Below are 25,082 nucleotides of genomic sequence, written 5' to 3' on the forward strand. Positions count from 1 at the left end.
GCGGAGAGACGATATGCTAGGGCAAGGATTCGTATCTGCCGCAGCCATTGCGGCCAGTGTGCTGTTCATTCTGTCATTGGGCGGGCTGAGCAATCAGGAAAAGGCCAAGCGCGCCGTCTGGTACGGCATCGTCGGCATGGGCGTGGCGGTCTTCTTCACCGCCTTCGGCCCCGGTATCGGTGGCTACGGCTGGCTGATTCCGATGGTGATCATCGGGGCGGCAGCCGGTACCTACTTGGCCAATAAGGTCGAGATGACCGAGATGCCCCAACTGGTAGCGGCGCTGCACAGCTTCGTTGGCCTGGCGGCGGTATTCGTCGCCTGGAGCGCGGATCTTGAGCGTCGTCGCGTGCTGGCAGCCCAGGCCGCCGACGGCGTGATGCAGGAGTTCTCGGCGTTTGCCGCGCTGGTGGCCACCAAGGCGCCGGACGAGCTGACGTTTCTGCAAATCGAAGTGGTGCTGGGCATCTTCATCGGTGCGGTGACCTTCACCGGCTCCGTGATCGCCTTTGGCAAGCTCGCCGGTAAAGTCGATGGCAAGCCGCGTCAATTGCCGGGTGGGCATCTGCTCAACGCCGGTGCGGCGGTATTGTCACTGCTGTTGGCGGTGCTGTATCTCAATGGCGCCGGTTTCTGGACGCTGATTCTGCTGGCGGCCTTGGCGTTCTTCATCGGCTACCACCTGATCATGGGCATCGGCGGCGCCGACATGCCGGTAGTGGTGTCGATGCTCAACAGCTACTCCGGCTGGGCGGCGGCGGCCATCGGCTTTACGCTCTCCAACGACCTGTTGATCGTGACCGGCGCACTGGTCGGCTCTTCGGGTGCGATTCTCTCCTACATCATGTGTAAGGCGATGAACCGCAACTTCGTCAACGTCATCCTCGGCGGCTTTGGTGGAAGCCAAGGGCCTGCAGCGGAGATCGAAGGCGAGCAGGTCGCGATTGACGCCAGCGGCGTGGCGAGCGCCCTGAACGATGCCGATAGCGTTGTCATCGTACCGGGCTACGGTATGGCGGTGGCCCAGGCGCAGAGCGCGGTGAGCGATCTGGTGCGCAAGCTGCGCGCGGCCGGTAAAGAAGTGCGCTTTGGCATCCACCCGGTAGCGGGACGCCTACCCGGCCACATGAACGTGCTGTTGGCCGAAGCCAAGGTGCCTTACGACATCGTGCTGGAGATGGACGAGATCAACGATGACTTCGCCAGTACGGATGTGGTGATCGTTATCGGCTCTAACGACATCGTCAACCCGGCCGCCCAAGAAGACCCCAACAGCCCCATCGCCGGTATGCCGGTGTTGAGGGTGTGGGAAGCCAAGCAGGTCTTCATCTGCAAGCGCGGCCAGGGCACCGGCTACTCCGGCATCGAGAACCCGCTGTTCTACAAAGAGAACAGCCGCATGTTCTACGGCGACGCCCGCGAGAGCTTGAACACTCTGCTACCGCTGGTGGACTGAGCCTAGTCTGTGTGGAACTGAAAACCCGCGACGTTGGTCGCGGGTTTTTTTGTGGGCGTATAAGCGTTTTCTCTAAGAAATATCGATACGGTAGCGAAAGGGCTGAGCGTCACCGGTGGAACGACGATACTCCAGCGGCGTGCCGTCATAACCTTTGGCGATGCGTTCGATCATGATCACCGGCTGGCCTGGGGCGATGTCGAGCACCTTGGCAGTATCCTGGTCGGCGGTATCCACCGACAACGTTTCCTGAGCAGCGCCGATTAGTTGTCCGCACTGCTCTTCATAGAACGGATAGAGCAGATTGCCGAAGTCGGCGGGGGCGATGGCCAGCAGAGGCGCAAAGCGGCTGGTCGAGAGCCAGATCCGTTCATGAAAGATATTGCGGCCTTCGATCTGACGGACACGCTCCAAGTAAATGACGGGATCATTTTTGGAGAGCCCCAGCGCATTGGCCACGCCACTACTCGCCACTTCTTCACGGCGCGTTAGTACGCGCCCGGTCGGCACGCGCCGCTCTCCCTTGTCGTCCACATGGCGGAAAAAACGAAACAGCGAGCCATCGAAATTGGGGCGGCGGATGAAGGTACCACGGCCCTGGCTGCGCTCCATCAGGCCATCCTGCACCAGGGTGTCTACCGCACGCCGTAGCGTGCCCATTGCCACGCCGTAGTGTTTGGTCAACTCGGCCTCGGTAGGAATTGCCGTACCTGGCGCCCATTCGCCCGCCGCTATGCGGGCCAGCATGTCATCACGCAGGCGCTGGTAAAGGGGAAGCCGCATATCCGTCATCGAGCCATTTCCTTCATGCCGTGAGCATCTGCTCCAAAGCCCCAATGTATCACCTTTAGTCGTAGGCCGCGCTCAACGCCGTCGACTCAGTGTATCCTACGCAAATTCATCTATTCATATATATGAATTTGCGTGTGGCCGCGACAACCATCATTAGCGCCTTTAGGCGTTTCGGCAACGCGGTTCGAATAAAGCCCGCTCGGCCATACTCAACCGAGCGCTTATCATGAGGAGCGACAATGGCTAATGCCTCACTGCCAGTGACCGGCGTCGATACGCACGCCCATATCTTCGAGCGCGATCTACCGCTCGTAGCGGGGCGCCGCTATAGCCCAGACTACGATGCCTGTGTGGAGCAGTACTTGGCCGAGCTGGATCGCTGCGGTATTTCCCATGGCGTATTGGTACAGCCGAGCTTTCTGGGCACCGACAATCGCTACATGGTAGAGGCGTTGCGCCGCTACCCCGAGCGGCTGCGTGGCACTGCCGTGGTCGATGCCACTATTACCTCAGCCGAACTCGATACGTTAGCCGCGGCGGGTGTCGTCGGAATTCGTCTCAATCTGATCGGTAAGACACCGCCGGACTATCGCCGCGAGCCTTGGCAGACGCTCTTTGCCGAGCTTGCAAAGCGCAGCTGGTCGGTTGAGATTCAGCGTGGCATCGATGATATCGCGCACGTGATCCAACCGATCGTCGACACGAAGGTCACGGTGGTGGTGGACCATTTCGGTCTACCCGATGGTGCGATCGACCTGGCTTTGCCTGCGCATCGTGCGCTGCTCGATTTGATCGCCAGCGCGGATGTCTGGGTCAAACTTTCGGCCCCCTATCGCTGCAATGCGACCCTTCATCAGGCGCGGGAGTCGCTTGCGCATCTGCGTGAGGCGTGTGGCCAGGGCGAGCGGATGGTCTGGGGAAGTGATTGGCCGCATACCCGGTTCGAGGCGCAGACCGACTTTGCCGCACAGTTCGCCTTTATCAAGGCCCTACTACCCGATGACCGAGAGCGGCATCGAGTTCTCCGTGAGAATCCGATGCGGCTGTTCAAGATCGATCAGCCTGTTTAAGCCTCTTCCTAAACACGAAAAGAGTATCCATTCATGATGAGTCTTCTTGTGGTAGGGGCGATCGTCATCTCCATCGTTCTAGGCTATCGCACCAAGATCAATATCGGCCTGTTCGCGATCGCTTTCGCTTACCTTCTAGGCTGCTTTGGTTTGGGACTGAGCCCTCGTGAGGTGATCGCCTCCTGGCCTTTGAACATCTTCTTCATCATCTTTTCGGTGTGCCTGTTCTACAGCTTCGCCATCGTCAACGGCACGCTGGAGAAGCTGGCCGAACACCTCATGTATCGCTGTCGAAACTTTCCGCATTTGCTGCCGTTTGCGATCTTCTTCGCGGCAGTGGTGATCTCGGCGTTAGGGGCGGGCTACTACACCGTATTGGCGTTCATGGCGCCGCTGACGCTGTTGCTTTGCGCGCGCACCGGGCTGAATCTGATCATTGGTGCGATGGCGGTCAACTACGGAGCACTGGCCGGGGCCAATTTCGTCTCCAGCCAAAGCGGCATCATCTTTCGTAGCTTGATGACCCAGGCCGGTCTCTCTGACAGCCAGGCTTTCATCAATAGTGCAGGCATTTTCGCCAGTACCTTGATCGTGCCGGTCGTCGTGCTGGGTGGGTTAATTCTGTTCAATCGTCGTCGGGGCGTGGCGATGGCGACGCTCGATCATGTCGAGCGCCCATTGCCGCTCAACCGCGAGCAAAAGATGACACTCTGGTTGACGCTTTTGATGATGGCCACGGTGCTGTTGCCGCCGATTGCCAGCCTGGTCGCTCCGAACAACGCAGCCATTGCGCTGCTCAATAGCAAAGTCGACATCGGTCTAATCGCCAGCGTCTTCTCGGTGATTGCGCTGTTGCTGAAACTGGGCGACGAGCGTAAGGCGATCGCCTCGCTGCCCTGGGGCACGATCATCATGATCTGTGGGGTGGGGATGTTAATCTCGATCGCGATTAAGGCGGGCACCATCGACATGCTGGGTGCTTGGATCGGCACTAGCATTCCGCCGGTGTTGATTGCCGTTGCCTTTGGCGTAGTAGCGGCCTGTATGTCGCTGTTCGCGAGCACCCTGGGGGTGGTGACACCGGCGCTCTTTCCGCTTGTGCCATCGATTGCCGCCTCCCTCGGGATCGACCCGATGGTGATCTTCATTGCCATTGTGGTCGGCGCCCAGGCGACCTCGATCTCGCCATTCTCCTCCGGTGGTAGTCTGATTCTGGGCTCCTGCCCTGGCGATGAGGAAAGGGCGGGACTGCTGCCTAAGCTGTTGTTCCGTGCAGCACCGCTTGGGTTCGTCGCCGCACTGCTCTTCAACCTGCTACTGACATTCGTGCTCTAAAGAAGCCAAGGACCTTTGATTCCTGAGTTCAGGATGTCGAGCATGCCGTTGGTTGAGTCTCGTCGCGCCCTGCACCGTTGAGTGAGGGGCGCGACGAGTGTTGGTCCGTAGGCGCGGTTAGAACTCTTCCCACTCTGCCACTTCTTGTTTCGCTCTGATCGTGGTCTTAGGCATGGGGGCTGCAAGCGCGACGGCAGGGCTTGGGCGCAAAGTAGCGGAAAAGGCAGGCGAAGCGCCTTCGTCGCCCAGCACGAACTCGCTCATCAAACGGTCGAGTTGCTCGGCGTTTTCGCGCATGGTGGCGGCGAGCGTCGCATTTTGGCTGACCATGGTGGCGTTTTGTTGGGTCATGGTGTCCATTTCGGCTACGGCCGTGTTGACCTGCTCGATACCCGCCGTTTGTTCCCGAGCACCGGCGGCAATCTCACCGATCACGTCCGTTACCTGGGTAATGCTGCGATGGATCTCCGCCATCTGCTCAGCGGCCGAGGTCACGAGCGTGTTGCCTTCCCGGGTATGGGTAACGGAAACATCGATCAGCGCGCGAATATCATGTGCCGCCGAAGCCGAGCGGCTGGCCAGCGTGCGCACTTCGTTGGCGACGACGGCAAAACCGCGGCCCTGCTCACCCGCGCGGGCGGCTTCGACCGAGGCGTTGAGCGCGAGGATATTGGTTTGAAAGGCGATGGAGTCGATCAGGCCAATGATATCGCTGATCTTGTTCGACGACTCGCTGATCGCTGCCATCTTGGCCTGCATCTGATTCATCGACGCGGTGCCGCGCTCAGACGCCCTAGTCGCTTCGCTCGCCAGGCCACTGGCCTGCTCGGATGCCTGGGAGGTGTGCGCTACCGTCGAATGGATCTCCTCCATCGACGCAGAGGTTTCCTGGAGGTTGGCGGCTGCCTGCTCGGTGCGTGACGAAAGCTCTCGCGTGCCGTCGGCCATGTCGCTGGCGCCAATGAGTACCGTTTGCGCATTGCCACGAACCTCGCGAAGAGTCTCCTGCATGCGCTCGACGAAGGCATTGAACCCCTTAGCCAGATCACCGATTTCGTCCTGGGTCTTGGCCTCCAACCGCCGGGTCAGATCGCCTTTGCCCTGGGCGATATCCGCCATGGCAGCGGCGGTGTGCCGGATCGGTGCGAGCGCTCGGCGAGCAGCGTAGGCCACCACGGCGAGCAGGAACACCAGCAGTAGCCCTCCTGCGATCAGTAGCGACTGCAAAAGGCCGTTGGTCACGGCGGTAAAGGCCGCCACAGGAACGTTAACACCCACTACCCAAGAGGTACCTTCCACCGGGCTCCACATCACTACGTTGCGCTCGCCATCGGGCAGCGTGACTTCACCGGAACCAGCTGTTCCATCGAGCATCTGCTGGCTCAGCGCGCTGAGCCCTTCATAGCCTTGGGTTTGGTCGGCGTCGGTGTAGTTGAGCGCCATACGGTACGCTTCCACCGGGTGAGCGATGACCTGGCCTTGGCTGTCGATCATCCAGCCGTAACTGCCCTCCCCAACGTTGATGCTCGAGGTGATGTCGGAAACGGCCGCCATAGAGACGGTAATGCCCAGCAGCCCCGCACGATTGCCCGCATCATCGAAAACGGTATCGACGACGAGAGCGGTCGGCAGGCCACTGACCATGGAAACGACCGGGTCGACCAGCAGCGAGTCGCTCGTCTGCTCCGTCAGAAGCGCTTTGAAGTAGGCGCGTTCGGCAATGTCCAACACCACGCCCGCATGGGTGATCGTATCGCCCGAGGCGTCTGAGAAAAACAGCGACTCGATGGTGCCGCCGGGCGGATAGCGTTTTGCCAGCCAGTCGAGGTGCGAAGCCACCGGTACGCCTTCGGCTAAGCGCTCATCGGTAGCCAGAATCGCATTCCAGTTGCGATAGCCGGTGATCCAGCGGCTTATCTCGCCGGCGCGTGCCTGTACCTGGCGTTTACCGGCATTGTCGATGAGGGCAGGAATGGCGGTATTGAGCTGTTGGCTGACGATCACGCCTAGCACAACGGCTACGATCAATAGGGGCAGCGCTATCGCGCAGAGTAGTTTCTGGGTTAACGATAGGCGGGAAAATCTGTGCATTGAAGCCTCGGGAGTTGTAGTGGGCCAAAGCCAAGCGATGCCATGGGCGAGTGTTGTTGTGACGCCAACGCATGGTGTAGCCGCAGCCTAGTTATGGTGTGCGCACCATTTTATAGCGGCCGTTCTAACGATAACTTGAGTAAAAGGCGCACATATACCCGCTTTAATACGCTATGAAAAAGAGGCTAGCGGATGGGGCGTGGGGCGGACGTTGGGGGCCACTGCGCGCCTGTTCGACGACCTGGAGGTCGAGATACCGCATCAACGCCTCTCTGCCGTACTTAGCTCGCGTCGCACTGCCTCGGGCGTGAACGGTGGCCGAGTGAAGCGCACGCCGGTGGCATCGAACAGCGCATTGGCAATGGCGGGCGCGCCAGGCAGCGACGTGGATTCGCCCACCCCCAATGGCGGCTGGTCAGGGTTATCCAGCAGCAGTAACTGAATGTCGGGAAGCTCTGAGAAGCGCAAAATCGGATAGCTGCCCCATTCACGGCTCGCAGGAGCGCCATCTGCGAAAGCAACGCGCTCTTTCAGCGTCCGGCTCAGGGTCTGGATGACGTTGCCGTGCACCTGATGCCGTACGCCTGCCGGGTTGACCATGAGCCCGGCATCCTGGCCAACGAAGAGGCGCTCGATCACGATACGCCCGCTTTCGGCATGCACCTTGAGCTCAACGACCCAAGCGGCCAGCGCCGCACCAAAGCCGGGAAACTTGCTGTGTACGTACTGGGCATAAGCGAAGCCACGGCCAGCGCGCCAGCCCGCCTCGTCCTCGCGAGAGGCCGAGAAGGCCGCGCGAGGCTGCCAGTTAGCGCGAGCGGCGAGCGCTTCGACCAGCGCCACCGCGCGTGCATCGGCCAAATGACGGCAGCGAAAACGCACCGGGTCTTCGCCTGCCGCATGAGCCAGCTCATCGATGGCGCTTTCGTGAGCGAAGGTGTTGGGCATGGCGGAGACACCGCGTAGCCAGGAGGCGCGCACGAGGGTAGGAACGTCGTCGCAGCTGATGTGGCGATGCGGGTAGCGATAGGGAGGGACGGCAGTGCGATCGCCCATCTGAAACGGTAAATCGCTAGGGGCTTGCACGCCGGTCAGCAGCAGGGCGAGCGTCGGCGCATTGTTGGAAGGGTAGCGCGTAGTAAAGCGGTAGCCTGCCAGTAGGCCGTTGGCATCGAGTCCTGCTTCCACGTCCATCTGCTGAGCCGCGCCCTTGGGCTCCCAAAGATGCTCCTGCTCGCGGCTAAGCTGCACGCGAACGGGGCGGCCCACGGCACGTGAGAGCAGCGCCGCATCGGCGCCCACGTCATCGGCGCAGTTACGCCCATAGCAGCCTGAGGCCTCCATCCGCGTCACCGTGATCATGGCCTCGTCCATGCCCATCAGGCGCGATAGATCGGCGCGCAGGCTATGGGGGTTTTGGGTGCCGGACCACACTTCGAGACCTGCGTCGCGATAGTCGGCGACCGAGCACGATGGGCCAATGGAGCCGTGCAGATGGAAAGGCCAGAGATAGCGGCGGCGCAGACGATGAGGTGCTGTTTCGAGCGCCTGAGCGTCGCCTTCGTCGAGCAGCAAGCGCCGCGTGGCGGGCAGAGTGGAGAGGGCGGTATCGATGTCGTCGAGATCGGGTAAGCGTTCGGGCGCACGCCAGGTGATCCTCAAACGGCGCGCGCAGGCCGCCGCCTGCTCTTCGCGCTCGGCCACCACGCCAACGAAGTCCCCGATGATGACCAGCTTGATGAACCCAGGCATGCCCGCAATGGAGCCTTCATCGACCGAGACGAGCGAGCGCCCCACGAAGTCGCCCCGGTCGTGTCCAGCATAGGGTGGGCGCACGACGCGTCCGTGGAGCATGTGGGGGACGCGCAGGTCGTGGACGAAAGTCAGCGCAGCGGTTGCCTTGGCGGGAATGTCCACCCGTGCAGTCTCTCGGCCCACCAGGCGATAGTCGTTGGCAGATTTTAGCGCCACCTCGTCGGCGAGCCTCAGTGCATGGCGTGCGCCGACGAGCAGCTCGGCGTAGCCGATGGCCACGTGCGTCGCTGACTGAGGGGCGATCTTGCCCGCGTGACAGCGTAGGCGCTCTACGGGCATATCGAAATGTACGGCGGCCAGATCGAGCAGGTACGCGCGGGCTTGGGCAGCCGCGCGGCGTAGCGGCTCGGCGGTGATCTGGATGGTGGCACTAGCGATGGTTGGCCCCTGATTCGGTACCTCGAAAGGGTTACCCAGCACCATGGTGACGGCTTCGAAGTCGACCTCCAGCTCCTCGGCGACGATTTGCGCAAGCGCCGTACGGATGCCGGTGCCAAGATCGACGTGGCCATTGAACGCAAGCACTTGGCCTGAAGGCAGCACGGCGATGAAGAGTTCGGGCTCGGTGGGCACGAAATCGGAGTGGGTGCCGGGCTGGCCTGGCGCGGGCTTGGGTGAGGCCACCGGATCGCGATAGACGACCAATAGATCGGGGTCGTTCAGAAGTGATTGACGATCATGCGTTTTATAGGCGAGCAACGAAGACCTCCCGAGTTATTGTAAGGCGTGTCGCGTGCAAGGCGCGATCAGAGGTTGCCTGAGTCTAATGGAAAATTATAATGTACACACCATAAATTGGTGCTGGTCAGGGTGAACGCTCATACCCTCACTATTACGTTTTCGGCCTTGAAGGCCTCTGAGAAAGGAATCTGCATGTCACCGCATGGCGACCATCCCACGCCTTCCCAGCAAGGGTACGATTTTTCCGAGCAGGTAGGGCATCTGCTGCGCAAGGCTTACCAACGCCATATTGCCATCTTCCAGCGTCACGCCACCGACAAGCAGCTCACGGCCATACAGTTCGTCGCCCTGTGTACCGTCATGGAGCGTGGCCCTAGTTCACTGACCGATATCGTCAATGCCACCGCTATCGACCCCGCCACCATTCGCGGAGTGATCAAGCGGCTCAAGGCGCGTGAGTGGGTGCGTTTGAGCACCGACCCGCGCGATCAGCGCAAGGTCATGGTCGTCATCACCGAGGCAGGGGAGGCGCTCATCGAGGAGATGGTGCCCGAGGCCAAACGCATTAGCGATGACACCATGGCCAACCTGAACCCCGCCGAGCGCGTGGCCTTGATGCACCTGCTCGAAAAGATGAACGCCGACCCCGCGGCCTAATCAGGCCTAAGCGCGCCCGGTCACGGCGCGCTGACTCGCTTGATGTCCTCGCGCAGCCGCACCCAAAGCGGCGCCAACAGCGGTAAGAGAATGGCCAGCAACGACAAGCCGAAGAGCCCCATGGCAATCGGGCTATGCAGGAACACCTCCCAAGAACCGCGCCCAAGCAGCAGGCTGCGGCGCAGGTTCTCCTCCAACAGCGGCCCCAGAATCAAGCCAAATGCCAGAGGAGCGGTGGGCAGAGAGAGCAGATGTAGCCCATACCCCACGGCGCCGAAGAACAGCATGATGTAAACGTCCGCCATGTTGTTGCGAATGGCGTAGGCGCCCACCACGCAAAGCAGCGCAATGCCGATCAAGAGCATGTGGCTTGGTATACGCAGTATCCAGGGCAGCCAGCGCATGAGCACGAGCCCGAGCGCCAGAGTCAGCAGCAGGGCAAGCAGGAAGCCCGCGTAGAGGCTGCCGACAAAGCCTGGGTTTTCGGCGAATAGCATCGGCCCCGGCCGCAGCCCATGGATCAAGAGTGATCCCATCAATACCGCCGTGATGGCATCCCCCGGTACGCCCAACGTCATCATCGGAATCAAGGTGCCGCCGATGCTCGAACTATTGGCAGCCTCTGGCGCGACCACCCCTTCGACGGCCCCTTGACCAAAGCGCTCGGGGCGGCGCGAAAAGCGCATCTCCTGAGCGTAGGCGATGGCCACGGCAATGGCCGAGCCTGCGGCGGGAATGGCGCCGACCAGCGCGCCGATGAACGAACCGCGCAGCATCGAGGCCCAGCGCTTGGCTAGAGCGCCGAGCTTGGGTGCCGGTGAGTGCAGCGTCGCCATATCGACATCGGGGCGACGTTGGCGCGAGGCGTGCAAATGCCTGAGCACCTCGGCCAGACCAAAAAGCCCAACGCAGAGTGGCACGAGCTCGATGCCCCCTTGCAGGCTGCGGCTATCGAAAGTGAAGCGCGACACATCGGTCAGGGCATCGAAGCCGACCATGCCGCATAGCAGGCCAATGGCACCGACCAATAGCCCGCGCACGGTCGAGCCGGGTGAAGCGTAGGCCAGCAGCACCAGGCCGAAAACGGCAATGGCGGTGAACTCGGGGCTGCGAAACTGCATTGCCACCGAGGCCAGTAAAGGCGCGATGAGTACCAGCAACGCCAAGCCAATCACGCCGCCGACGCTGGAAGCGACCAGCGCGTACACCAAGGCCTCCTTGGCGCGACCCTGGCGCGCCAACGGGTGGCCGTCGAGCTGGGTGACGATCGCCCCCGGCGTACCCGGTATGTTGATCAGAATGGCCGAAATAGAGCCGCCATAGACGCTGGCAACGAAAACGCAGAGCAGAAAGAGAATGGCAAGCTCGGGCGTCATGCCGAAGCTCAACGGGAGCAGGATCGCCAGCGCCATGGTGGAGCTAACGCCCGGCAAGGCCCCGAGCACGATGCCCAGCAGGGTGCCCAATACGGCCAGCGTCACGCCCCAAGGGGAAGCGAGGGTGGCCAAGAGCGAGGTAAAGAAACTGTCGATCAACATGCGGTACTCCTGGCACAGGGCAGGTCACAGGGTTGATTAAATGGCGATGCCCAGCAGAGTGACGAAGACGACGTGAAGGGCGATGGCCAGCAATGCGGCGACCGCCACGCCCAGCAGTAGCGCGCGGCGGCGACCTACTCCCCGGCGGTACTCCAGCCAGACGAGCCAGGGGGCGGCAAACAGCGCGCTGGCGAGCAAAAAGCCAAGCCACGAAATTGCCACGGGCAGCACCACGAGTGAGGCAAGCAGAGCCGCGGCGTGCAGATGCTGGCTTGGCGGTGGCGTTTCGATCGGGTCGTTTTCATCCGCTTCAGGTGGCGTGAATGCCCAGCCTGCCAGCCCTTTGAGCAGCAAGGCTGCGCCGCCTATCAGCAGAAACGAGAGCACGATCAGCGGCAGCAGCGCCGGGCCTGGGTCGGGCCCGCGCCCAAAGGTATCCATGAGCCGAGCGTTGGTAGTGACCTCGATCAGGCCGACGATGGCGACGGCGCCAAACAGAAGACCGCAGGCAAGGTCGCGCCCTGGGGTGCGACCCAAACGCAGCAGGAAGCGCATGGCGTTTTTCTCCCTTATTTTTCCCGGTAAGGCGGCTGCCGCCTCAACGAGTCAGGCTGGCATCGACCAGATGGGCGGCTTCGAGAAGGGTGTAGACCTCATCGGCACGCTGGCTCAGGTAGGTGGCCGTCGCCTGTTGCGGGCGAGGCGCTATCACCAGTCCTACCTCGCTTGCTGCTGCTTGGAAGGCGTCGTCCTCGAGCAGGGAGTAGAACATCGATGCCAGCGCTTCGCGGCGCTCATCGGGCACGTCATCGGGGAGGTAGAGCATGAAGAAGTCTTCGGCAACGAAGTCGTACCCTTGCTCCTTGAAGGTGGGAACCTCAGGCGCGAAAGGGTGGCGTGCGTCGGCGGCCACGCCTAGCAGCGTAAGCTGGCCGGCCGCGTGCTGGTCGGCCAGCAACGGAATGGGGAGCAGCGCCGACATGACCTCGCCCGAGAGTAGGGCCGATACCGTTGGTGCGTAGCCCTGGTAGGGGATCTTCGTCAGGCTAACGTCGAACTGCGATTCGAGCATGCTGGCTGCGATGTAGGAGAACCCACCGGGAGAGTCGTTGCCGTTGATGATCGATCCGGGCGCCTCCTGCAGCGCCTGTAGGTAGGTTGCGATATCCGTGATGTCGGTGTCGCTTGCCACGGCCAGCGCTGCCGGTTCCGGGCCGATGAAAACGAGCGGATCGAGTGCCTCGAGCGGCGTCGCATTGGGGTTCATGTAGCTCTGGGCAATGGCATGGGTACCCATCATGCCCAGAGTGTAGCCATCGGCGTCTGCCTCGGCTACCTGGCGCACGCCGGTCGAGCCCGCTGCTCCAGTCACGTTCTGCACCACCAGTGGTGCACCGAGGTAGTCATTGGCATGCTCGGCCATCAGGCGCGCAGCCAAATCGTAAGCACCGCCCGCGGGCCAGGGGACCACGAGGGTCAGCGCGCGGTCGGGAAAGTCATCAGCGAACGCCCCAGCGCTAAGGGAAAGGCCCAGGGTGGCGGTGAGTAGCAAACGGCGAAGGGTCATGTCGGTTTCCTGTCGTTGTGTCAGTGGGGTCAACGCTTGAGCGTTTTGTTGTGGTTGTGAGTGTCGTGGCGTGCGTTGAGAGAGCTACCTCCTGGGTCGTCGATACCCTAAAGGCCGCGTGGGCGGCCTTTAGGGTAAGGTTCATGGCGTACCGAGTAGATGATCGATGGCGCTCTGGCGGTCGATGACGTCGCCATACTTGCTGTCGATATCGAACAGGTTGGCTTCGTGTGGGTCGGGATGGCGGTCACCCACGCAGTCGCGCACCACCATCATCCGAAAGCCGTACTGCAGGCCGTCGACGGCGGTGGCGCGAATGCAACCGCTGGTCGAGCAGCCGGTGACGATGAGCGTGTCCACGCCCATGGCCACCAGCATCGCGGACAGCGAGGTGCCGAAGAAGGCGCTAGCGTACTGCTTGGTGATGACCGCTTCCGTAGCAAGCGGGGTCACCTCGTCACAGAACTCGGCGAAGGGATTACCCGCTACCATGGCCCGCATCACCGGCGATTTTTTCACCCAAATGCCGCCATCGAGCTGATCCGGGGCGTGGTAGAGAATGTTGGTGTGAATGACCGGGGTGTCGCTCTGGCGGGCGGCGTCGAGCAGCGGTGGCATATTGGCCACCGCCTCGACCACGCCGGGGGCAAACAGCGGCGACTCCTCGCGCACGTAGCCCTTCATGAAGTCCACCACCAGAAGCGCCGCTTTGCGGCCGAAGCCGATGCGTCCGTCCCAAACGCCGCGATAGTTTGCCTGAGCCGAGTCATCGGTTGTGGCGCGTTGGTTAGCCATGGGCATGCTCCTTAGTAGGCGCCGGAGAGTAGGGCGCCAGCGCCCGGTACGACCGGCTCCAGGTCGAGCGCCTTGAGCATGGCGTAGGTGGTGGCGATGGCGGCGGTCACCACGGGTTTGCCGGTCAGCGCCTCGACCTTGGCAACGGCCGGAAGAGAGGGCATCTGCACGCAGGCCGAGAGCACGATGGCATCGATATCGGTCAAATCGAGGCTAGCCACGATATCGGGAAGATTGGCTGGATCGTGACGGGCCACGTCGAGGTTGTTGGGAATCTCGAGCGCGCGGTAGTCGACCACTTCGACGCCTTCTTGGCGAATGTAGTCCACCACCATCTCGGTCAGGGGCTTCATGTAAGGCGCAACGACCACCACGCGCTTGGCCTTCATCACGTGCAGGGCGTCCACCAGGGCGCCGGCGCTGGTGACCACCGGGGTATCGCAACCGTTCTCTTCGGTGCGGCTACGCAGACGTTTTTGTGATTCGCGGTGATACCCCGGTCCCATGGACATGATCGCCACCAGGCAGGCATAGCCCATGACGTCGACGGCGGCATCGGAGAGCTCGAGCGCACAGCGGTCGGATTCACCGTCCATCGCCGCCAACTCGTCCTTGCTCACGGTCTTCATGCGCATACGGCTTCCGTGGAAGGTGAAGCGCTCGGGGCGAATCAGCTGTCGGGCCGTTAGCATGGCAGGAATTTCCGTCTCCATGGTGACGTTGGAGCTCGGTACGATCTGGCCGATACGGTACGTCTTGGTAGTAGATGGCATGGCAATCGACCTCTTAGAGTGGCGCACCGAGGAAGTCTTCGAAGGCGTTAAAGAAGCCGTCGAAATCGTCCCAGGGAATCATGTGGCCCGCGTTGTCGGCGGTAGTGATACGAATCGAGGGTAAAAGCGTGCGGATCTCGTCGCGATCTTCCTCCTGGATCACGCCGCCTTTACCGGCGCAGATCAGAAGCGTGGGCACATCGATGGCGGGAAGATCCTGGTGGATGTCCACACTGTGGAACTCCTCGAACGCCTGCACGATGGCGGGGGCGTAACAGGTGTGTAGCCACTCCGCGCGCAGGCGTAGCTGCTCTTCGCTCCAGGTCGGGCAGTAGGGGCGCATGGTATCTAGGTCGGCGCCGTGGGTGCAGTCGCGAATCGAATCCACGTACCAGGGCAGTTTGCTGGGGTACTCGCGCCGCCCAGGCCCTGACACGGGCGGATCGATGAGCACCAGCTTATCGATGCCGCGAGCGCCGCGCGTCATGGCCCGCAGGGCAAAGCGGGCGCCCATGGAGTGCCCGGCCAGCACCACGTTTTGAAGCCCTAGGGCATCGATGAAGGCGATCACATCGTCGGCGCAGGTGTCGGTATCGTAGGCGAGCTCAGGTCCGGTTGACGAGAGGCCGCGACCGCGCACGTCGAGCACGTACGTGTCGAAATGCTGCCCCAAGCGCTCGGCGACGAAGGCCCAGGTGATGGCGGGGCTGGTGATGCCAGGAATCAGCACCAGCGGCTGTTTCGTCGCTGCGGCGTCGCCGCCAAAGCGCAGGTAGTGCTGGCGGATGCCGTTGGCGTGAACGTTGGCACCGTAGCAGTAAGTCGAGGTCATGCTGGGCTCTCCGCAGTTGCGTTGCTGGGCTGCTTGAGCGGCGCCTCGAAGACGTCATAGGCGAATACCCAAGCGGGGTCTTCGTCCTCACGCAGCCAGGTGTTGTCGTGGGAGACTTTCTGTACGCGGGAGGCGCGCTCGAAGCGATTGGTGCGGTAGAGCTCGAAGGCGTCACGATAGTCATCGGCGCCGACCTCTTCCAGACAGCGCACCAGCATGGCAGCGTCTTCGATGGCCATGGCAGCGCCTTGGGCCATGTGAGGCTTCATTGGATGACAGGCATCCCCCAGCAGAACCAAACGATTGGCATGCCAAAGCGGTAGCGGATTGCGCTCTAGAAGCGGCCACTTGGTCACCGACTCGGTGCAGTCGATCAGCGCTTGGACGGTGGGGTGGTAGCCTTCGAAGGCCTTGCGCATCTCGTCGCGCGAACTATCGACGAAGGAGGTGCCATGGTTCCACTCGGGCTCCGGCACGCCGGTCACGTAGTAGTACTCTTTCTCGTCGCCGGTAACAAAGTAGACCATCATGTGACGATCTTCGGACCACCACTTCACGCACGCCTCGAAATCCAGCTCAAAGGCTTTTAGCTTCTCGGCCGAAATGATCGCCCGGTGTGCGACCCAACCGCTGTAGATCGGCGCCTCGCTGCCCAAGAGCTTTTCGCGGATACGCGAGTTGACGCCGTCGGCACCAATCACCAAATCCGCCTCCTCCGTCGTGCCATCGGCAAAGGTTAAGCGCACTTTGTCGCCACTGTCGTCGACGTCGACCAAACGTTTGTCGAAGAACAGGTTGTCTTGATCGAGTGCGTCGACCATGAGCGCATGCAGGTCACCACGGTGTACGGTGATGTAGGAGGCGCCGTAACGCTCGCGAGCGAACTCACCCAAGGGGATACGCGATTGGTACTCGCCGGTCATGCCGTTGCGGCTGAACCAGTAATCGGGGTGTGAGCCCATGGCATCCAGGGCATCCTCGATGCCGATACGACGCATCACCTTCATCACATTGGGGCCCAGGTGAATGCCCGCGCCAAGCCTGGAAAACTCAGGGGCCTGCTCGAATACCTTGGTCGGGTAGCCGGCTTTTTGTAGCAGCGCGCCTGCAGCCGCGCCGCCGAGGCCTGCGCCGATCACGGCAATGGTGGGTTTGTCACTCATGGGGATCATTTCCTCGCTTTTTGTTGGCGTATGGCGCTAGAGCGCCGGGTCCGAAAAGGACCTTGGTTGTTTAAAAGTAACGTATACACCATTTATTTTTTGGTCAAGAGAAAAGCATTATATTTCTCGAGATAATTGTGGCTTAGTGAATGATCGTGTTAAATTATTGAAATAAATATTATTTTTAATTTTTATTGGATCAATAGTAAAATCCTTGATTGCTGGTGGAGTAAGGTGGTATACGTTTTATATAGCAATTTAAGGTGTGTGCACTATTAATGTTCGTGGCTTCTTCTGGGCGCACCACTACGGTGCGAAACCGTTGCGGTGTGAAGAAGAGCCCGCGCAAAAGCACGACATCTAACAACACAAAATGAATGCTCGGCATGCAACGTATGTCATCGAAGCTTCAACAATAATGACGATTGACCCTATGACACTGACGCTAAGAGTGAACGGGCACGACCACACCTTGGCCGTGCCTGCCGATACGCCGCTGCTGGCGGTGCTGCGCAACGATTTGGCGCTCAATGGCCCCAAGTACGGCTGTGGCCTGGGCGAATGCGGCGCCTGCAGCGTGCTGGTGGATGGCGTGGTCGCCCGCGCTTGCGTGTTGACGGCCGCCGCCGTTCAAGGGCGCGAGGTCACTACTCTCGATGGATTGGCCGTCGAGGGGCGGCTGGACCCAGTGCAGCAGGCGTTCATCGACGCTCAGGCCGCTCAATGCGGCTACTGCCTAAACGGTATGATCATGAGCGTACGCTCGCTGCTCAACCACGTGGCAACGCCGAGTGCGGCGCAAATACGCGCCGCACTCGAGCACAACCTCTGCCGCTGCGGCACGCACGTGGAAATTCTATCGGCGGCGCACTTGGCCATCGAGCTCGACGCCCAGCAGTGCAAGCAACTGCAGGGAGGCGCCCATGCTTGAGCCGACCGCCAAGCCAGCGCTGCCCATCGAGCTAGCGGGCACCCGTTTTGGCGTCGTGATGCGTCCACCTCACTATCGTTGGGATGGCGAGCGGTTGATCTGCTCTCGGCTAAGGCAGGTCGACGACTCAGCCTTGGCTGGCCTCGAAGAAGTACGGGTCGTGGTCGATGAAGACTTCGTTGGTGTGGTGGCTCCCACCATCGAGGCTGCTCGCAACGCGGCGAAGCGCGTGGTACTCACTTGGGACGAGCCGCCTGCCGCCAAGGCGGCTACTCGCAGCCCCAAGGCCAAGCTGACCAACACCTCCAGCGCCGCAAAGCGCGATACCCATACGCAGACCTATGCTTGGCCCAGCCGCCTGCGCTGGGGCGACGCGCCTGGGTGGGTGGTGGCGCGGGCCGATCAGGCGAGTCTGGAGGTGTGGGCGCCAACTGCCACGCCCGAAGCGCTACGCGTTGATTTGAGCCTCGCTACGGGTTGCGATGCCGAGCGCATCGTACTGCGCGACCCTTCGGGTTTGGGATTCGCGACGGGGTTGGGGCGCCACTGCGGGGACGACGCTGCCGTAGATGCGGCGCTGCTGGCGCAGGCGGTGGGTGCTCCCGTTGCGGTTTGGCTGGATGCCGATTACGCCCGTGACGTACGCGCCCTCGGCCGTGCCCAGTGCATGACCTTGGGCGCGAGCCTTGATGCCGCGCACGTGACCCGCTTTCGCTATCGCCAGGCCCATGCCCAAGGCGAGGTAGCGGCCGTCGGGCTTTTGCTGTGTGGTCGGGAAGCGCCGACACGACACGGCGATACTGACCGTGCCGATCTCTACTCGCCTTATCGCTTCGAACAAACGCACGTGTCGGCACATCGTGGTGCACGCGCCTATCAAAACGACGACTCGACCAGCATCCAGCACACCTTTGCGCGGGAGTCGTTTCTCGATGAGCTCGCCCATGCCGAGGGCGTTGATCCGCTGGCGCTGCGCCAGCGCCATTTGGAGGATGCACGGGGCCTCGAACTCATCGGCTCCGTGGCCTCCCAAGCCGATTGGGCTGTCCCGGTAACCGAGCCGCCAGTTGGCGATGTGATGCGGGGCCGCGGATTGGCGTATGCGCAGTTGCCCGATCGGCATCAGCGTCTCGACGGCGGCGTGCGTTCGGCCTGGATTGCCGATGTCGAGGTCAACCGCACGACCGGTGACGTTCGCTTGACGCGCTTGGTCGTCGGCCAAGATAGCGGAGAGCAGGTGGATACGGCGCGCCTTCAGCAGACGCTACAGGCGCGCGTATTGAGCAAGCCGCAGGGCTTACTCGGCCGTACGCCTGCGTTTGATGAGTGGGACGACGGCCGCACGACAGCCGTTGAGCGCGCCTCTTTTACCCCCGCGCCTGCGCCTATTTCCAAGGGCGTCGAGACGCTACCCGAACGCTTCGACGACACCGATTTCGCCCCTGGCGTGGCGGTCATCGCCAACGCGCTGTTCGATGCCACCGGTGTGCGTTTTCGTGAACCGCCCTTTACCGCTGGGCGCGTTCGCCAAGCGCTCGCCATGGGGGAGGCCTTCGACGGTGACGATGCGACGGCGCAACGAGGTACGCGAAAAACCAGCGCCAAGCTATCCGGTACGCGCCGCTGGTGGGCGGCTGCGGCGCTTACCACGGTGGCGGGCGGCGCCGTCATGGCGTGGCCTTTCAAGGGGGCAATTGCGCCCATTGCGCGGCCAGCGGCCACGCTCTACTCGGCTGAAACCATCGAACGCGGGCGCCTGGTAGCGGCGGCGGGGGACTGTGCAGCATGCCACACCGTGGCGGGGGGAGCGGTCAATACCGGAGGTCATGCCTTCGAGACCCCCTTCGGTACGCTCTACAGCACCAATATTACCCCCGACGAGGCGACCGGCATCGGCAACTGGTCCTACGCGGCCTTCGAGCGCGCCATGCGTCACGGTATCAGTCGAGATGGGCGCCATCTCTATCCAGCCTTTCCCTATACCGCATTTGCCAAAACCAGCGACGCCGACCTTCAAGCCCTTTATGCTTACCTGATGGCACAGCCCGCCGTAGCGGCGCCTGCGCCCGAAAATGCCCTTACCTTTCCTTTTAACCTTCGCGCGCTCATGGCACCCTGGAATGCGCTTTACCATGATCCTACCCCCTTCGTACCGAACCCGGCACAAAGCGATTTGTACAATCGCGGCGCCTATTTGGCCGAAGGATTGGGTCACTGCAGCGCCTGTCATAGCCCGCGCAATGCTATGGGCGCCGAGCAGGGCGGCGAGCGCTATTTCGCCGGGGCCCTGGTGGACGGTTGGGAGGCACCGCCGTTGAATGCGCTGTCGCGCTCGCCAGTACCCTGGAGTGAGAATGCTCTGTTCGACTACCTGCGACACGGCAGCTCACCCCTGCACGGCGTGGCCTCTGGCCCTATGGCGCCTGTCGTGGCCGGGCTTGCTGAGCTTCCCGAGTACGATGTGCGGGCCATTGCTCACTACGTTGCCCAGCAAATGGGGGCTCCTGTTGAGGACGAACCCGCCCAGTACGCTCAGGCCGCGCAGTTGGCGGCGTCGAGTGCGGCGAGTCCGAGTGGTCAAGAGGAGGGCGCACGGCTTTTCGAAGGCGCCTGCGCGGCCTGTCATCTGGATAACGGCGTGCCCGCCTTCACCAAGGCTTCAACGGCGCTGGCGCTTAACACCAACCTGTACAGTGAGCGACCCGATAACGTGATTCACTCGATTCTAGGCGGCGTGCACGATGACGCCGTACCGGGCTCGGGCAGCATGCCGGGCTTTGCCGACAGTTTCAGCGATACCCAAGTCGCTACCCTTGCGGCCTATCTCCGGGCGCGCTTTGCGCCCTCTGAGCCGCCTTGGCAACAACTCGAACAACGCGTTGCCGCACTACGTCAGCCTCACAACAACACTCCCTCTACTCCCTGATACGACAACACGAGGTGGAACATGAAACGAAGCAAGTGGATATGGGCCGTCTGGATAGTGATCCTATTGAGCTGCATCGTGCCCTATACCCTCCTGACCAACGTGGCAGCCTGGTATGGCAGCTTTCTTTTCTGGAGCTGCGCGGGGCTCGCTGTCATCGCGCTGAATGTCTACATCACCTTGGATTTCGAGGAGCACGATCATGACTGAGTCGATGATCTGGTGGTCGATCGGCATCTATCTGCTGATTGCGGTGGGCATCGCCTTTCTGTCGCGTCAGGGACCTGCCGAGAGCATGTCGGGCTACTTTCTCGGCAATCGACAAATGAACGGGTTCGTTTCGGCGCTGAGCTACAGCGCTACCACTTACAGCGCCTTCATGATGGTGGGGCTTGCCGGGCTTACCTACGCCGGTGGCGTTGGGGCGCTGGGCTTCGAGATCATCTATTTTGCTGGGGTGTCGCTGGTGGCGATCTTTGGCCCGCGTTTTTGGGCCGTGGGTAAGAAATTCGGCTACGTCACACCCAGTGAAATGCTTGGCCACCGCTATAACAGCAAGCGCGTTGCCATGGCGGTATCGATTGCTAGCTGTATCTTTTTGATTCCTTACTCCGCCGTGCAACTGGCCGGGGTGGGTTATCTGCTCGAAGGGACGACCGGCGGGGCGATCAACTTCACCACGGGCGTAGTCATGGCCACCGCCATCGCGATCTTCTTTTCCTACATTGCGGGCATTCGCTCGGTGATGTGGACCGACTCGCTGCAGGCGCTGATGATGATCGTCGCCTCGACGCTCGTGGCGTTTTTGGTGATCCAAGGGCTTGGCGGTTTCAGCGGTCTGTTCGGTACGCTCGCAGCCGAGCATCCGGCATCGCTGAGCGTACCGGGCTCGGGGCTTTTTAGCGTTGTGACCTTCCTTGGGCTATGTATTCCCTGGTTCTTCTTTAGCCTCTCCAACCCGCAGGTGAGCCAGCGTTTGTTCATGCCCTCGTCGCTGCGCTCCATGCGCCAGATGCTGATCGGCTTCTTGGTCTTCGGCTTCATCTACACGCTGGTGTCGGTACTTTGGGGCTTCTCGGCGCTTGCCGCCTTTCCGGGCCTGGCGCGCGCCGATCTCGCTACGCCATCGCTTCTGGCCTCCGAGTTCGTGCCGCCGGTACTTGGCGTCATCGTAATGATCGGCATCATGGCCGCCGCCGTTTCCACCATCGACTCGATCATGCTCACCCTGGCGTCGATGTTCTCGCGCGATGTCTACGCCAACGCCAAACCTGGCGTCGATGAGAAGCGCCAGCTGTTCGTGGGTAAGATCGTGGTGCCCGTCGTTGCGCTTCTGGCACTTGGCTTCGCCGAGCTTCAGCTCGACTTGATCGCCGTGTTGTCGGTGGCGGCTTCTTCGGGGCTGGTGGCCATGGTGCCGGCGATCATCGGGGCTTTCTTCTGGAAGCGCGGCACGGGCGCGGGGGCGCTTGCCAGCGTCGTTGGCACCAGCATCTTCGTACTGGCGATGTACGCCACAGGCAACTCGCTCTTGGGTCTGCCATCGGGCATTTGGGGCATCGTCGTTTCCACCGTCCTGTTCGTCGGCGTGAGCCTTGCGACCAAGCCGCATACGGCCTCGACCGATGCCTTCATGAGTGCCATCAGCGACGAACTGAGCCGTAAAAAGAGCCGCACACAAGAGGCGGCGTCGGTTGCCCCTAACGAGGCGGCTGTCTAAGGACCGTGTTTATCCTGACGCTAACCTAGGAGTCATCATGGATCACGCAAGCTTTACGGAAATCTGTCTGCATCAGCTGAAAATGTCGGGCGTGCGCTCGGACGAACGTCTCATCGTACTGACCCAGGGCAACGAGCGGCTCGACTACGCCGATGCGTTCATGGCGGCTGGGCAGCGCCTAGGGGCCAATATGTATCATATGCGCCTCCCGGCCCCGCCCGCCGTGGGCGGGTGGAACGTGGGCACGACGGGCCTTGCCGCCATGCCCGAAGCAGTCGAGGCGCTGAAGAACTGCGACATGCTCATCGACTGCGTCTTTTTGCTGTTTTCTCCCGAGCAGATGGCGATTCAGGCCGCAGGCACTCGGATACTCACCGCCGTCGAGCCGCCTGAGCTGCTGGCGCGTATGCTGCCGTCGCAGGAGCTCAAAGAGAAGGTCGAAATCGGCGCGGCACTGCTCGAAAAGGCCAAGGTGATGCGCATCACCTCACCTCACGGTACCGATGTCACCTATCGCCTGAACACCTATCCGACCGTCGCCGAATACGCCTGCACCGACGAGCCGGGGCGCTGGGATCATTGGCCTTCCGGCTTCGTCTTCACCGGCGGCGATGACGACGGTGTCGACGGCACCATCGTGGTGGCACCTGGCGATATCCTGTTACCCCAAAACATGTACGTGCGCGAGCCGATCACCTACACCATCGAGAAGGGCTTCATCAGCGACATTCGCGGCGGCCTGGATGCGGAACTGGTGAAATCCTACATGGCGAGCTTCGACGACAAGCGTGGCCTGGGCATGAGCCACGTGGGATGGGGGATGAACCCAGATGCCAAATGGCACCGCATGGTGCCGGGTGAGTTTCCTGGCGGTATGGGGATGGAGCCACGCAGCTTCTACGGCAACGTGATGTTCTCCACCGGCCCCAACAACGAGCTGGGCGGCCCCAACGACACCGCCTGTCACCTGGACATTCCGATGCGCGGTTGTTCGCTGTTTCTCGACGACGAGCCCATCGTCATCGACGGCGATATCGTGGTGAAAGAGATGCAGATGGCAAGGCGCTGACATGCCGTCCAGGCCAATGAAAAGCTGAGCACACAAGGCACCTTCGCGGGTGCCTTGTGTGCTTTTGCTTGGCGTTTTATCTAGCGCGCCCGCTCCAGGCTCTGCACGGTCAAATCCAGCGCCTTGTACATGTCGAGCCGGGCGGAGAGACCGATATCCGGGTGGTTGAGGTCGTTGGTGCGCTCCGAGGGTAAGATGGGGGCGGTGAGATCGTCGGCGTCGGTGGGCTCGAAGTCGTACTCCTCGCCTATCGGCATGGCGCTGCGGCGCAGTAGGATACGCAGCTGTGCCGGGGTGAGCGTTGGGTCGATCGACATCATGGCCGCGATCAGCCCGGCCACGAGCGGGGTCGAGTAGGAGGTACCGCAGTGGGTCTCGCCCTCGACGCCCTCTTCGCGCGTCGAGCCATGTACGCAGGCGGCGGCGGTGATATCCACGCGCATGTCGATGTTCGAGGCGTCGCGCTTCACAGCGTAGTGCACGTCCTCTACCGGCACGTCTTCGCCGCTGCGCTCGTGACCACCGACGACGAAGAGCTGGTCGGTGACGAAGGAGGAGGGCAGGCGATACTCGTCGCGTCCGGAAAACGACGAGGCGTTGCCCGCCGAGTTGACCACCACGACGTCCGGATGCTCGCGGCGCAGCCACAGGAAAAACTCCTCGAGCAGTTCCTCGTAGCCGTCCATGGCGATCCCGGAGCGCACCAACGAGTCGACCTCGTCGCCGTTGATGTCGGTGGTGCCCACGCGGTGGATGCCCCAGCTCCAGTTGAGAACGCGAGCGCCGTCCTGAACCAGATTGACCGAAGCCGCGACGTTGGCGGTGATACCGGCATCGGAGTTGCGGTCGACGATCACGTCGAACCCCGGGCCAACGCTGTCGAGGCCGCGAAGAAAGCCGCTGTTGCCGCCCTCGTTCCAAGCGGCGCCCAGAATGCCCGCTACGGTCGTGCCATGGCCGTCCGGAGCATCGGCGTCGCGCGCGTACACGCAGGTGCGCGTGGCCTCGGCGCGGCAGTCGCCGAGATAATCGGCGAAATCGGGGGTATCGAAATCGACGTTGCGCTCGATCACGCCGATGCGCACGGGGTGGGTATCGACGTCGTCGTGATCACGCGGCAGGCGCCGCTGATAAAAATTCACCGCGTCGAGAAAGCGGTTCGCCGCCCACTCCTGGTCGTGGTCATCCGGCGGGGCGGTCGCGTCTTGCTCGATGCTCTCTTCTGCGTTCGACTCCTCCACGATCACGGCATCGACGCTGAGTTCGCTGCCAAGGCGCAGTACCAGGGCGTCTCGCCCTTCTAAATCGTCGACCGGCAGGCGCAGCTGGTAGGTGTTGAGCGGGGGAATCTGCCCGACCACGTCGGCGCCGTAGCGCTCGGCCAGCCGCCGCGCCTCCTCCAAACCGTCGTACTCCTCCTCGATGATCAGGCTGACGAGATCGACGTAGCTCGACACGCCGTCCATGTTCTCGGCAATCTCGTCCTCCGTGGCGGCGATGACGTGGCTACCTTGCAGGGTGAGCCAGACCGGATTGCTGGCACGGTCGTGCTGTTCGAGCCACAGCGGCCCGCTCTCGGCCTCCGTGGTGTCGATGTCGATACGCAGGCGCTGCCCGCTGCGCTCGACGGCGTCGGGCGCTAGGGGCGTGCCGTTCAAACTAAGCGTGACCTCGGCATCGTCGAGCCCCTCGGTGTCGAGGCAGAAGCGCTGCGTCGGCGAGGAGAGCAGATCGTCGCAGCGCTGTAGCTGCTCGATACGCAAAGGGGTGTCGGCCGCTGCCGTCGTGGCCGTTATCAGTGCGGCTGCTAGTGCCATGCGGCCTATGCCGCGTCCAACGTTGACTGCCATGTCATCGCTCTCCATCGTTGC

General features: G+C 61.9%; 20 protein-coding genes. 9 read left to right on the plus strand and 11 right to left on the minus strand.

What is annotated here, in order from left to right; all coding sequences use genetic code 11:
* Window positions 1–13 precede the first annotated feature (13 nt).
* A complete protein-coding gene (locus tag LLY24_RS02040) occupies window positions 14–1,456 on the plus strand; it encodes an NAD(P)(+) transhydrogenase (Re/Si-specific) subunit beta (RefSeq protein ID WP_259034595.1) in 1,443 nt (480 codons plus the stop codon).
* Between the two features lie 72 nt (window positions 1,457–1,528).
* Here LLY24_RS02040 and LLY24_RS02045 read toward each other — a convergent pair whose 3' ends face one another.
* A complete protein-coding gene (locus tag LLY24_RS02045) occupies window positions 1,529–2,248 on the minus strand; it encodes a GntR family transcriptional regulator (protein WP_259034596.1) in 720 nt (239 codons plus the stop codon).
* A gap of 239 nt (window positions 2,249–2,487) precedes the next feature.
* Between LLY24_RS02045 and LLY24_RS02050 the strand changes: the two genes are divergently transcribed.
* Entirely contained in the window at window positions 2,488–3,318 is an 831-nt protein-coding gene (locus LLY24_RS02050) for an amidohydrolase family protein (RefSeq protein WP_259034597.1), read from the plus strand.
* A gap of 33 nt (window positions 3,319–3,351) precedes the next feature.
* A complete protein-coding gene (locus tag LLY24_RS02055) occupies window positions 3,352–4,653 on the plus strand; it encodes an SLC13 family permease (RefSeq protein WP_259034598.1) in 1,302 nt (433 codons plus the stop codon).
* Between the two features lie 117 nt (window positions 4,654–4,770).
* On the opposite strand, the gene LLY24_RS02060 is transcribed toward LLY24_RS02055, so the two are convergent.
* Entirely contained in the window at window positions 4,771–6,744 is a 1,974-nt protein-coding gene (locus LLY24_RS02060; protein ID WP_282563374.1) for a methyl-accepting chemotaxis protein, read from the minus strand.
* Between the two features lie 261 nt (window positions 6,745–7,005).
* Entirely contained in the window at window positions 7,006–9,258 is a 2,253-nt protein-coding gene (locus tag LLY24_RS02065; RefSeq protein ID WP_259034599.1) for a xanthine dehydrogenase family protein molybdopterin-binding subunit, read from the minus strand.
* A gap of 174 nt (window positions 9,259–9,432) precedes the next feature.
* Between LLY24_RS02065 and LLY24_RS02070 the strand changes: the two genes are divergently transcribed.
* The gene (locus LLY24_RS02070) at window positions 9,433–9,897 is read left to right on the plus strand and encodes a MarR family winged helix-turn-helix transcriptional regulator (RefSeq protein WP_259034600.1); all 465 of its coding nucleotides are present in this window, start codon (window positions 9,433–9,435) and stop codon (window positions 9,895–9,897) included.
* 20 nt (window positions 9,898–9,917) lie between these two features.
* On the opposite strand, the gene LLY24_RS02075 is transcribed toward LLY24_RS02070, so the two are convergent.
* From LLY24_RS02075 to LLY24_RS02105, 7 genes are all read right to left on the minus strand, one after another.
* Window positions 9,918–11,435: a tripartite tricarboxylate transporter permease gene (locus LLY24_RS02075; protein WP_259034601.1), complete on the minus strand. Its 1,518-nt coding sequence runs from the start codon at window positions 11,433–11,435 to the stop codon at window positions 9,918–9,920.
* 36 nt (window positions 11,436–11,471) lie between these two features.
* Complete coding sequence (locus tag LLY24_RS02080) at window positions 11,472–11,990, minus strand: tripartite tricarboxylate transporter TctB family protein (RefSeq protein WP_259034602.1); 519 nt, start codon at window positions 11,988–11,990, stop codon at window positions 11,472–11,474.
* A gap of 43 nt (window positions 11,991–12,033) precedes the next feature.
* The gene (locus tag LLY24_RS02085) at window positions 12,034–13,002 is read right to left on the minus strand and encodes a Bug family tripartite tricarboxylate transporter substrate binding protein (protein ID WP_259034603.1); all 969 of its coding nucleotides are present in this window, start codon (window positions 13,000–13,002) and stop codon (window positions 12,034–12,036) included.
* A 141-nt stretch (window positions 13,003–13,143) separates the two neighbouring features.
* A complete protein-coding gene (locus LLY24_RS02090) occupies window positions 13,144–13,797 on the minus strand; it encodes an N-carbamoylsarcosine amidohydrolase (protein WP_259034604.1) in 654 nt (217 codons plus the stop codon).
* Between the two features lie 11 nt (window positions 13,798–13,808).
* Complete coding sequence (locus tag LLY24_RS02095; RefSeq protein ID WP_486606395.1) at window positions 13,809–14,570, minus strand: maleate cis-trans isomerase family protein; 762 nt, start codon at window positions 14,568–14,570, stop codon at window positions 13,809–13,811.
* A gap of 13 nt (window positions 14,571–14,583) precedes the next feature.
* Complete coding sequence (locus LLY24_RS02100) at window positions 14,584–15,402, minus strand: alpha/beta fold hydrolase (RefSeq protein ID WP_259034605.1); 819 nt, start codon at window positions 15,400–15,402, stop codon at window positions 14,584–14,586.
* Window positions 15,399–16,565, minus strand: a complete 1,167-nt coding sequence (locus LLY24_RS02105) for an FAD-dependent monooxygenase (RefSeq protein ID WP_259034606.1) — start codon at window positions 16,563–16,565, stop codon at window positions 15,399–15,401. Before LLY24_RS02105 ends, LLY24_RS02100 begins: the two co-directional genes overlap by 4 nt.
* A gap of 433 nt (window positions 16,566–16,998) precedes the next feature.
* On the opposite strand from LLY24_RS02105, the gene LLY24_RS02110 reads away from it, so the two are divergent.
* From LLY24_RS02110 to LLY24_RS02130, 5 genes are read left to right on the plus strand one after another with little or no spacing between them, the layout of a single operon-like run.
* Entirely contained in the window at window positions 16,999–17,496 is a 498-nt protein-coding gene (locus tag LLY24_RS02110) for a (2Fe-2S)-binding protein (RefSeq protein WP_259034607.1), read from the plus strand.
* Window positions 17,489–20,422 carry a c-type cytochrome gene (locus tag LLY24_RS02115; protein WP_259034608.1) on the plus strand — a complete coding sequence of 978 codons (2,934 nt, stop codon included), beginning with the start codon at window positions 17,489–17,491 and terminating at the stop codon, window positions 20,420–20,422. The genes LLY24_RS02110 and LLY24_RS02115 overlap by 8 nt, the downstream gene beginning before the upstream one ends.
* Window positions 20,423–20,443: 21 nt before the next feature.
* Window positions 20,444–20,632 (plus strand): hypothetical protein, encoded by a 189-nt coding sequence (locus tag LLY24_RS02120; RefSeq protein WP_259034609.1) that lies wholly within the window; start codon window positions 20,444–20,446, stop codon window positions 20,630–20,632.
* The gene (locus LLY24_RS02125; protein WP_259034610.1) at window positions 20,625–22,142 is read left to right on the plus strand and encodes a sodium:solute symporter family protein; all 1,518 of its coding nucleotides are present in this window, start codon (window positions 20,625–20,627) and stop codon (window positions 22,140–22,142) included. The genes LLY24_RS02120 and LLY24_RS02125 overlap by 8 nt, the downstream gene beginning before the upstream one ends.
* A gap of 37 nt (window positions 22,143–22,179) precedes the next feature.
* A complete protein-coding gene (locus LLY24_RS02130; protein ID WP_259034611.1) occupies window positions 22,180–23,211 on the plus strand; it encodes a 2,5-dihydroxypyridine 5,6-dioxygenase NicX family protein in 1,032 nt (343 codons plus the stop codon).
* Window positions 23,212–23,291: 80 nt separating this feature from the next.
* Here LLY24_RS02130 and LLY24_RS02135 read toward each other — a convergent pair whose 3' ends face one another.
* Window positions 23,292–25,061, minus strand: a complete 1,770-nt coding sequence (locus LLY24_RS02135) for a S8/S53 family peptidase (protein WP_259034612.1) — start codon at window positions 25,059–25,061, stop codon at window positions 23,292–23,294.
* Between the last annotated feature and the right edge of the window lie 21 nt (window positions 25,062–25,082).

This window comes from Halomonas dongshanensis (genome assembly GCF_024790395.1).
Lineage (GTDB): Bacteria > Pseudomonadota > Gammaproteobacteria > Pseudomonadales > Halomonadaceae > Vreelandella > Vreelandella dongshanensis.

What these genes read in the sequence shown, in the direction of transcription:
- LLY24_RS02050 (WP_259034597.1), top strand. Translation starts at nt 2,488, where the DNA reads ATGGCTAATGCCTCACTGCCAGTGACCGGCGTCGATACGCACGCCCAT.
- LLY24_RS02060 (WP_282563374.1), bottom strand. Translation starts at nt 6,744, where the DNA reads ATGCACAGATTTTCCCGCCTATCGTTAACCCAGAAACTACTCTGCGCG.
- LLY24_RS02045 (WP_259034596.1), bottom strand. Translation starts at nt 2,248, where the DNA reads ATGACGGATATGCGGCTTCCCCTTTACCAGCGCCTGCGTGATGACATG.
- LLY24_RS02130 (WP_259034611.1), top strand. Translation starts at nt 22,180, where the DNA reads ATGGATCACGCAAGCTTTACGGAAATCTGTCTGCATCAGCTGAAAATG.
- LLY24_RS02110 (WP_259034607.1), top strand. Translation starts at nt 16,999, where the DNA reads ATGACACTGACGCTAAGAGTGAACGGGCACGACCACACCTTGGCCGTG.
- LLY24_RS02120 (WP_259034609.1), top strand. Translation starts at nt 20,444, where the DNA reads ATGAAACGAAGCAAGTGGATATGGGCCGTCTGGATAGTGATCCTATTG.
- LLY24_RS02055 (WP_259034598.1), top strand. Translation starts at nt 3,352, where the DNA reads ATGATGAGTCTTCTTGTGGTAGGGGCGATCGTCATCTCCATCGTTCTA.
- LLY24_RS02095 (WP_486606395.1), bottom strand. Translation starts at nt 14,570, where the DNA reads ATGCCATCTACTACCAAGACGTACCGTATCGGCCAGATCGTACCGAGC.
- LLY24_RS02080 (WP_259034602.1), bottom strand. Translation starts at nt 11,990, where the DNA reads ATGCGCTTCCTGCTGCGTTTGGGTCGCACCCCAGGGCGCGACCTTGCC.
- LLY24_RS02090 (WP_259034604.1), bottom strand. Translation starts at nt 13,797, where the DNA reads ATGGCTAACCAACGCGCCACAACCGATGACTCGGCTCAGGCAAACTAT.
- LLY24_RS02100 (WP_259034605.1), bottom strand. Translation starts at nt 15,402, where the DNA reads ATGACCTCGACTTACTGCTACGGTGCCAACGTTCACGCCAACGGCATC.
- LLY24_RS02075 (WP_259034601.1), bottom strand. Translation starts at nt 11,435, where the DNA reads ATGTTGATCGACAGTTTCTTTACCTCGCTCTTGGCCACCCTCGCTTCC.
- LLY24_RS02105 (WP_259034606.1), bottom strand. Translation starts at nt 16,565, where the DNA reads ATGAGTGACAAACCCACCATTGCCGTGATCGGCGCAGGCCTCGGCGGC.
- LLY24_RS02125 (WP_259034610.1), top strand. Translation starts at nt 20,625, where the DNA reads ATGACTGAGTCGATGATCTGGTGGTCGATCGGCATCTATCTGCTGATT.
- LLY24_RS02115 (WP_259034608.1), top strand. Translation starts at nt 17,489, where the DNA reads ATGCTTGAGCCGACCGCCAAGCCAGCGCTGCCCATCGAGCTAGCGGGC.
- LLY24_RS02040 (WP_259034595.1), top strand. Translation starts at nt 14, where the DNA reads ATGCTAGGGCAAGGATTCGTATCTGCCGCAGCCATTGCGGCCAGTGTG.
- LLY24_RS02135 (WP_259034612.1), bottom strand. Translation starts at nt 25,061, where the DNA reads ATGGCAGTCAACGTTGGACGCGGCATAGGCCGCATGGCACTAGCAGCC.
- LLY24_RS02070 (WP_259034600.1), top strand. Translation starts at nt 9,433, where the DNA reads ATGTCACCGCATGGCGACCATCCCACGCCTTCCCAGCAAGGGTACGAT.
- LLY24_RS02085 (WP_259034603.1), bottom strand. Translation starts at nt 13,002, where the DNA reads ATGACCCTTCGCCGTTTGCTACTCACCGCCACCCTGGGCCTTTCCCTT.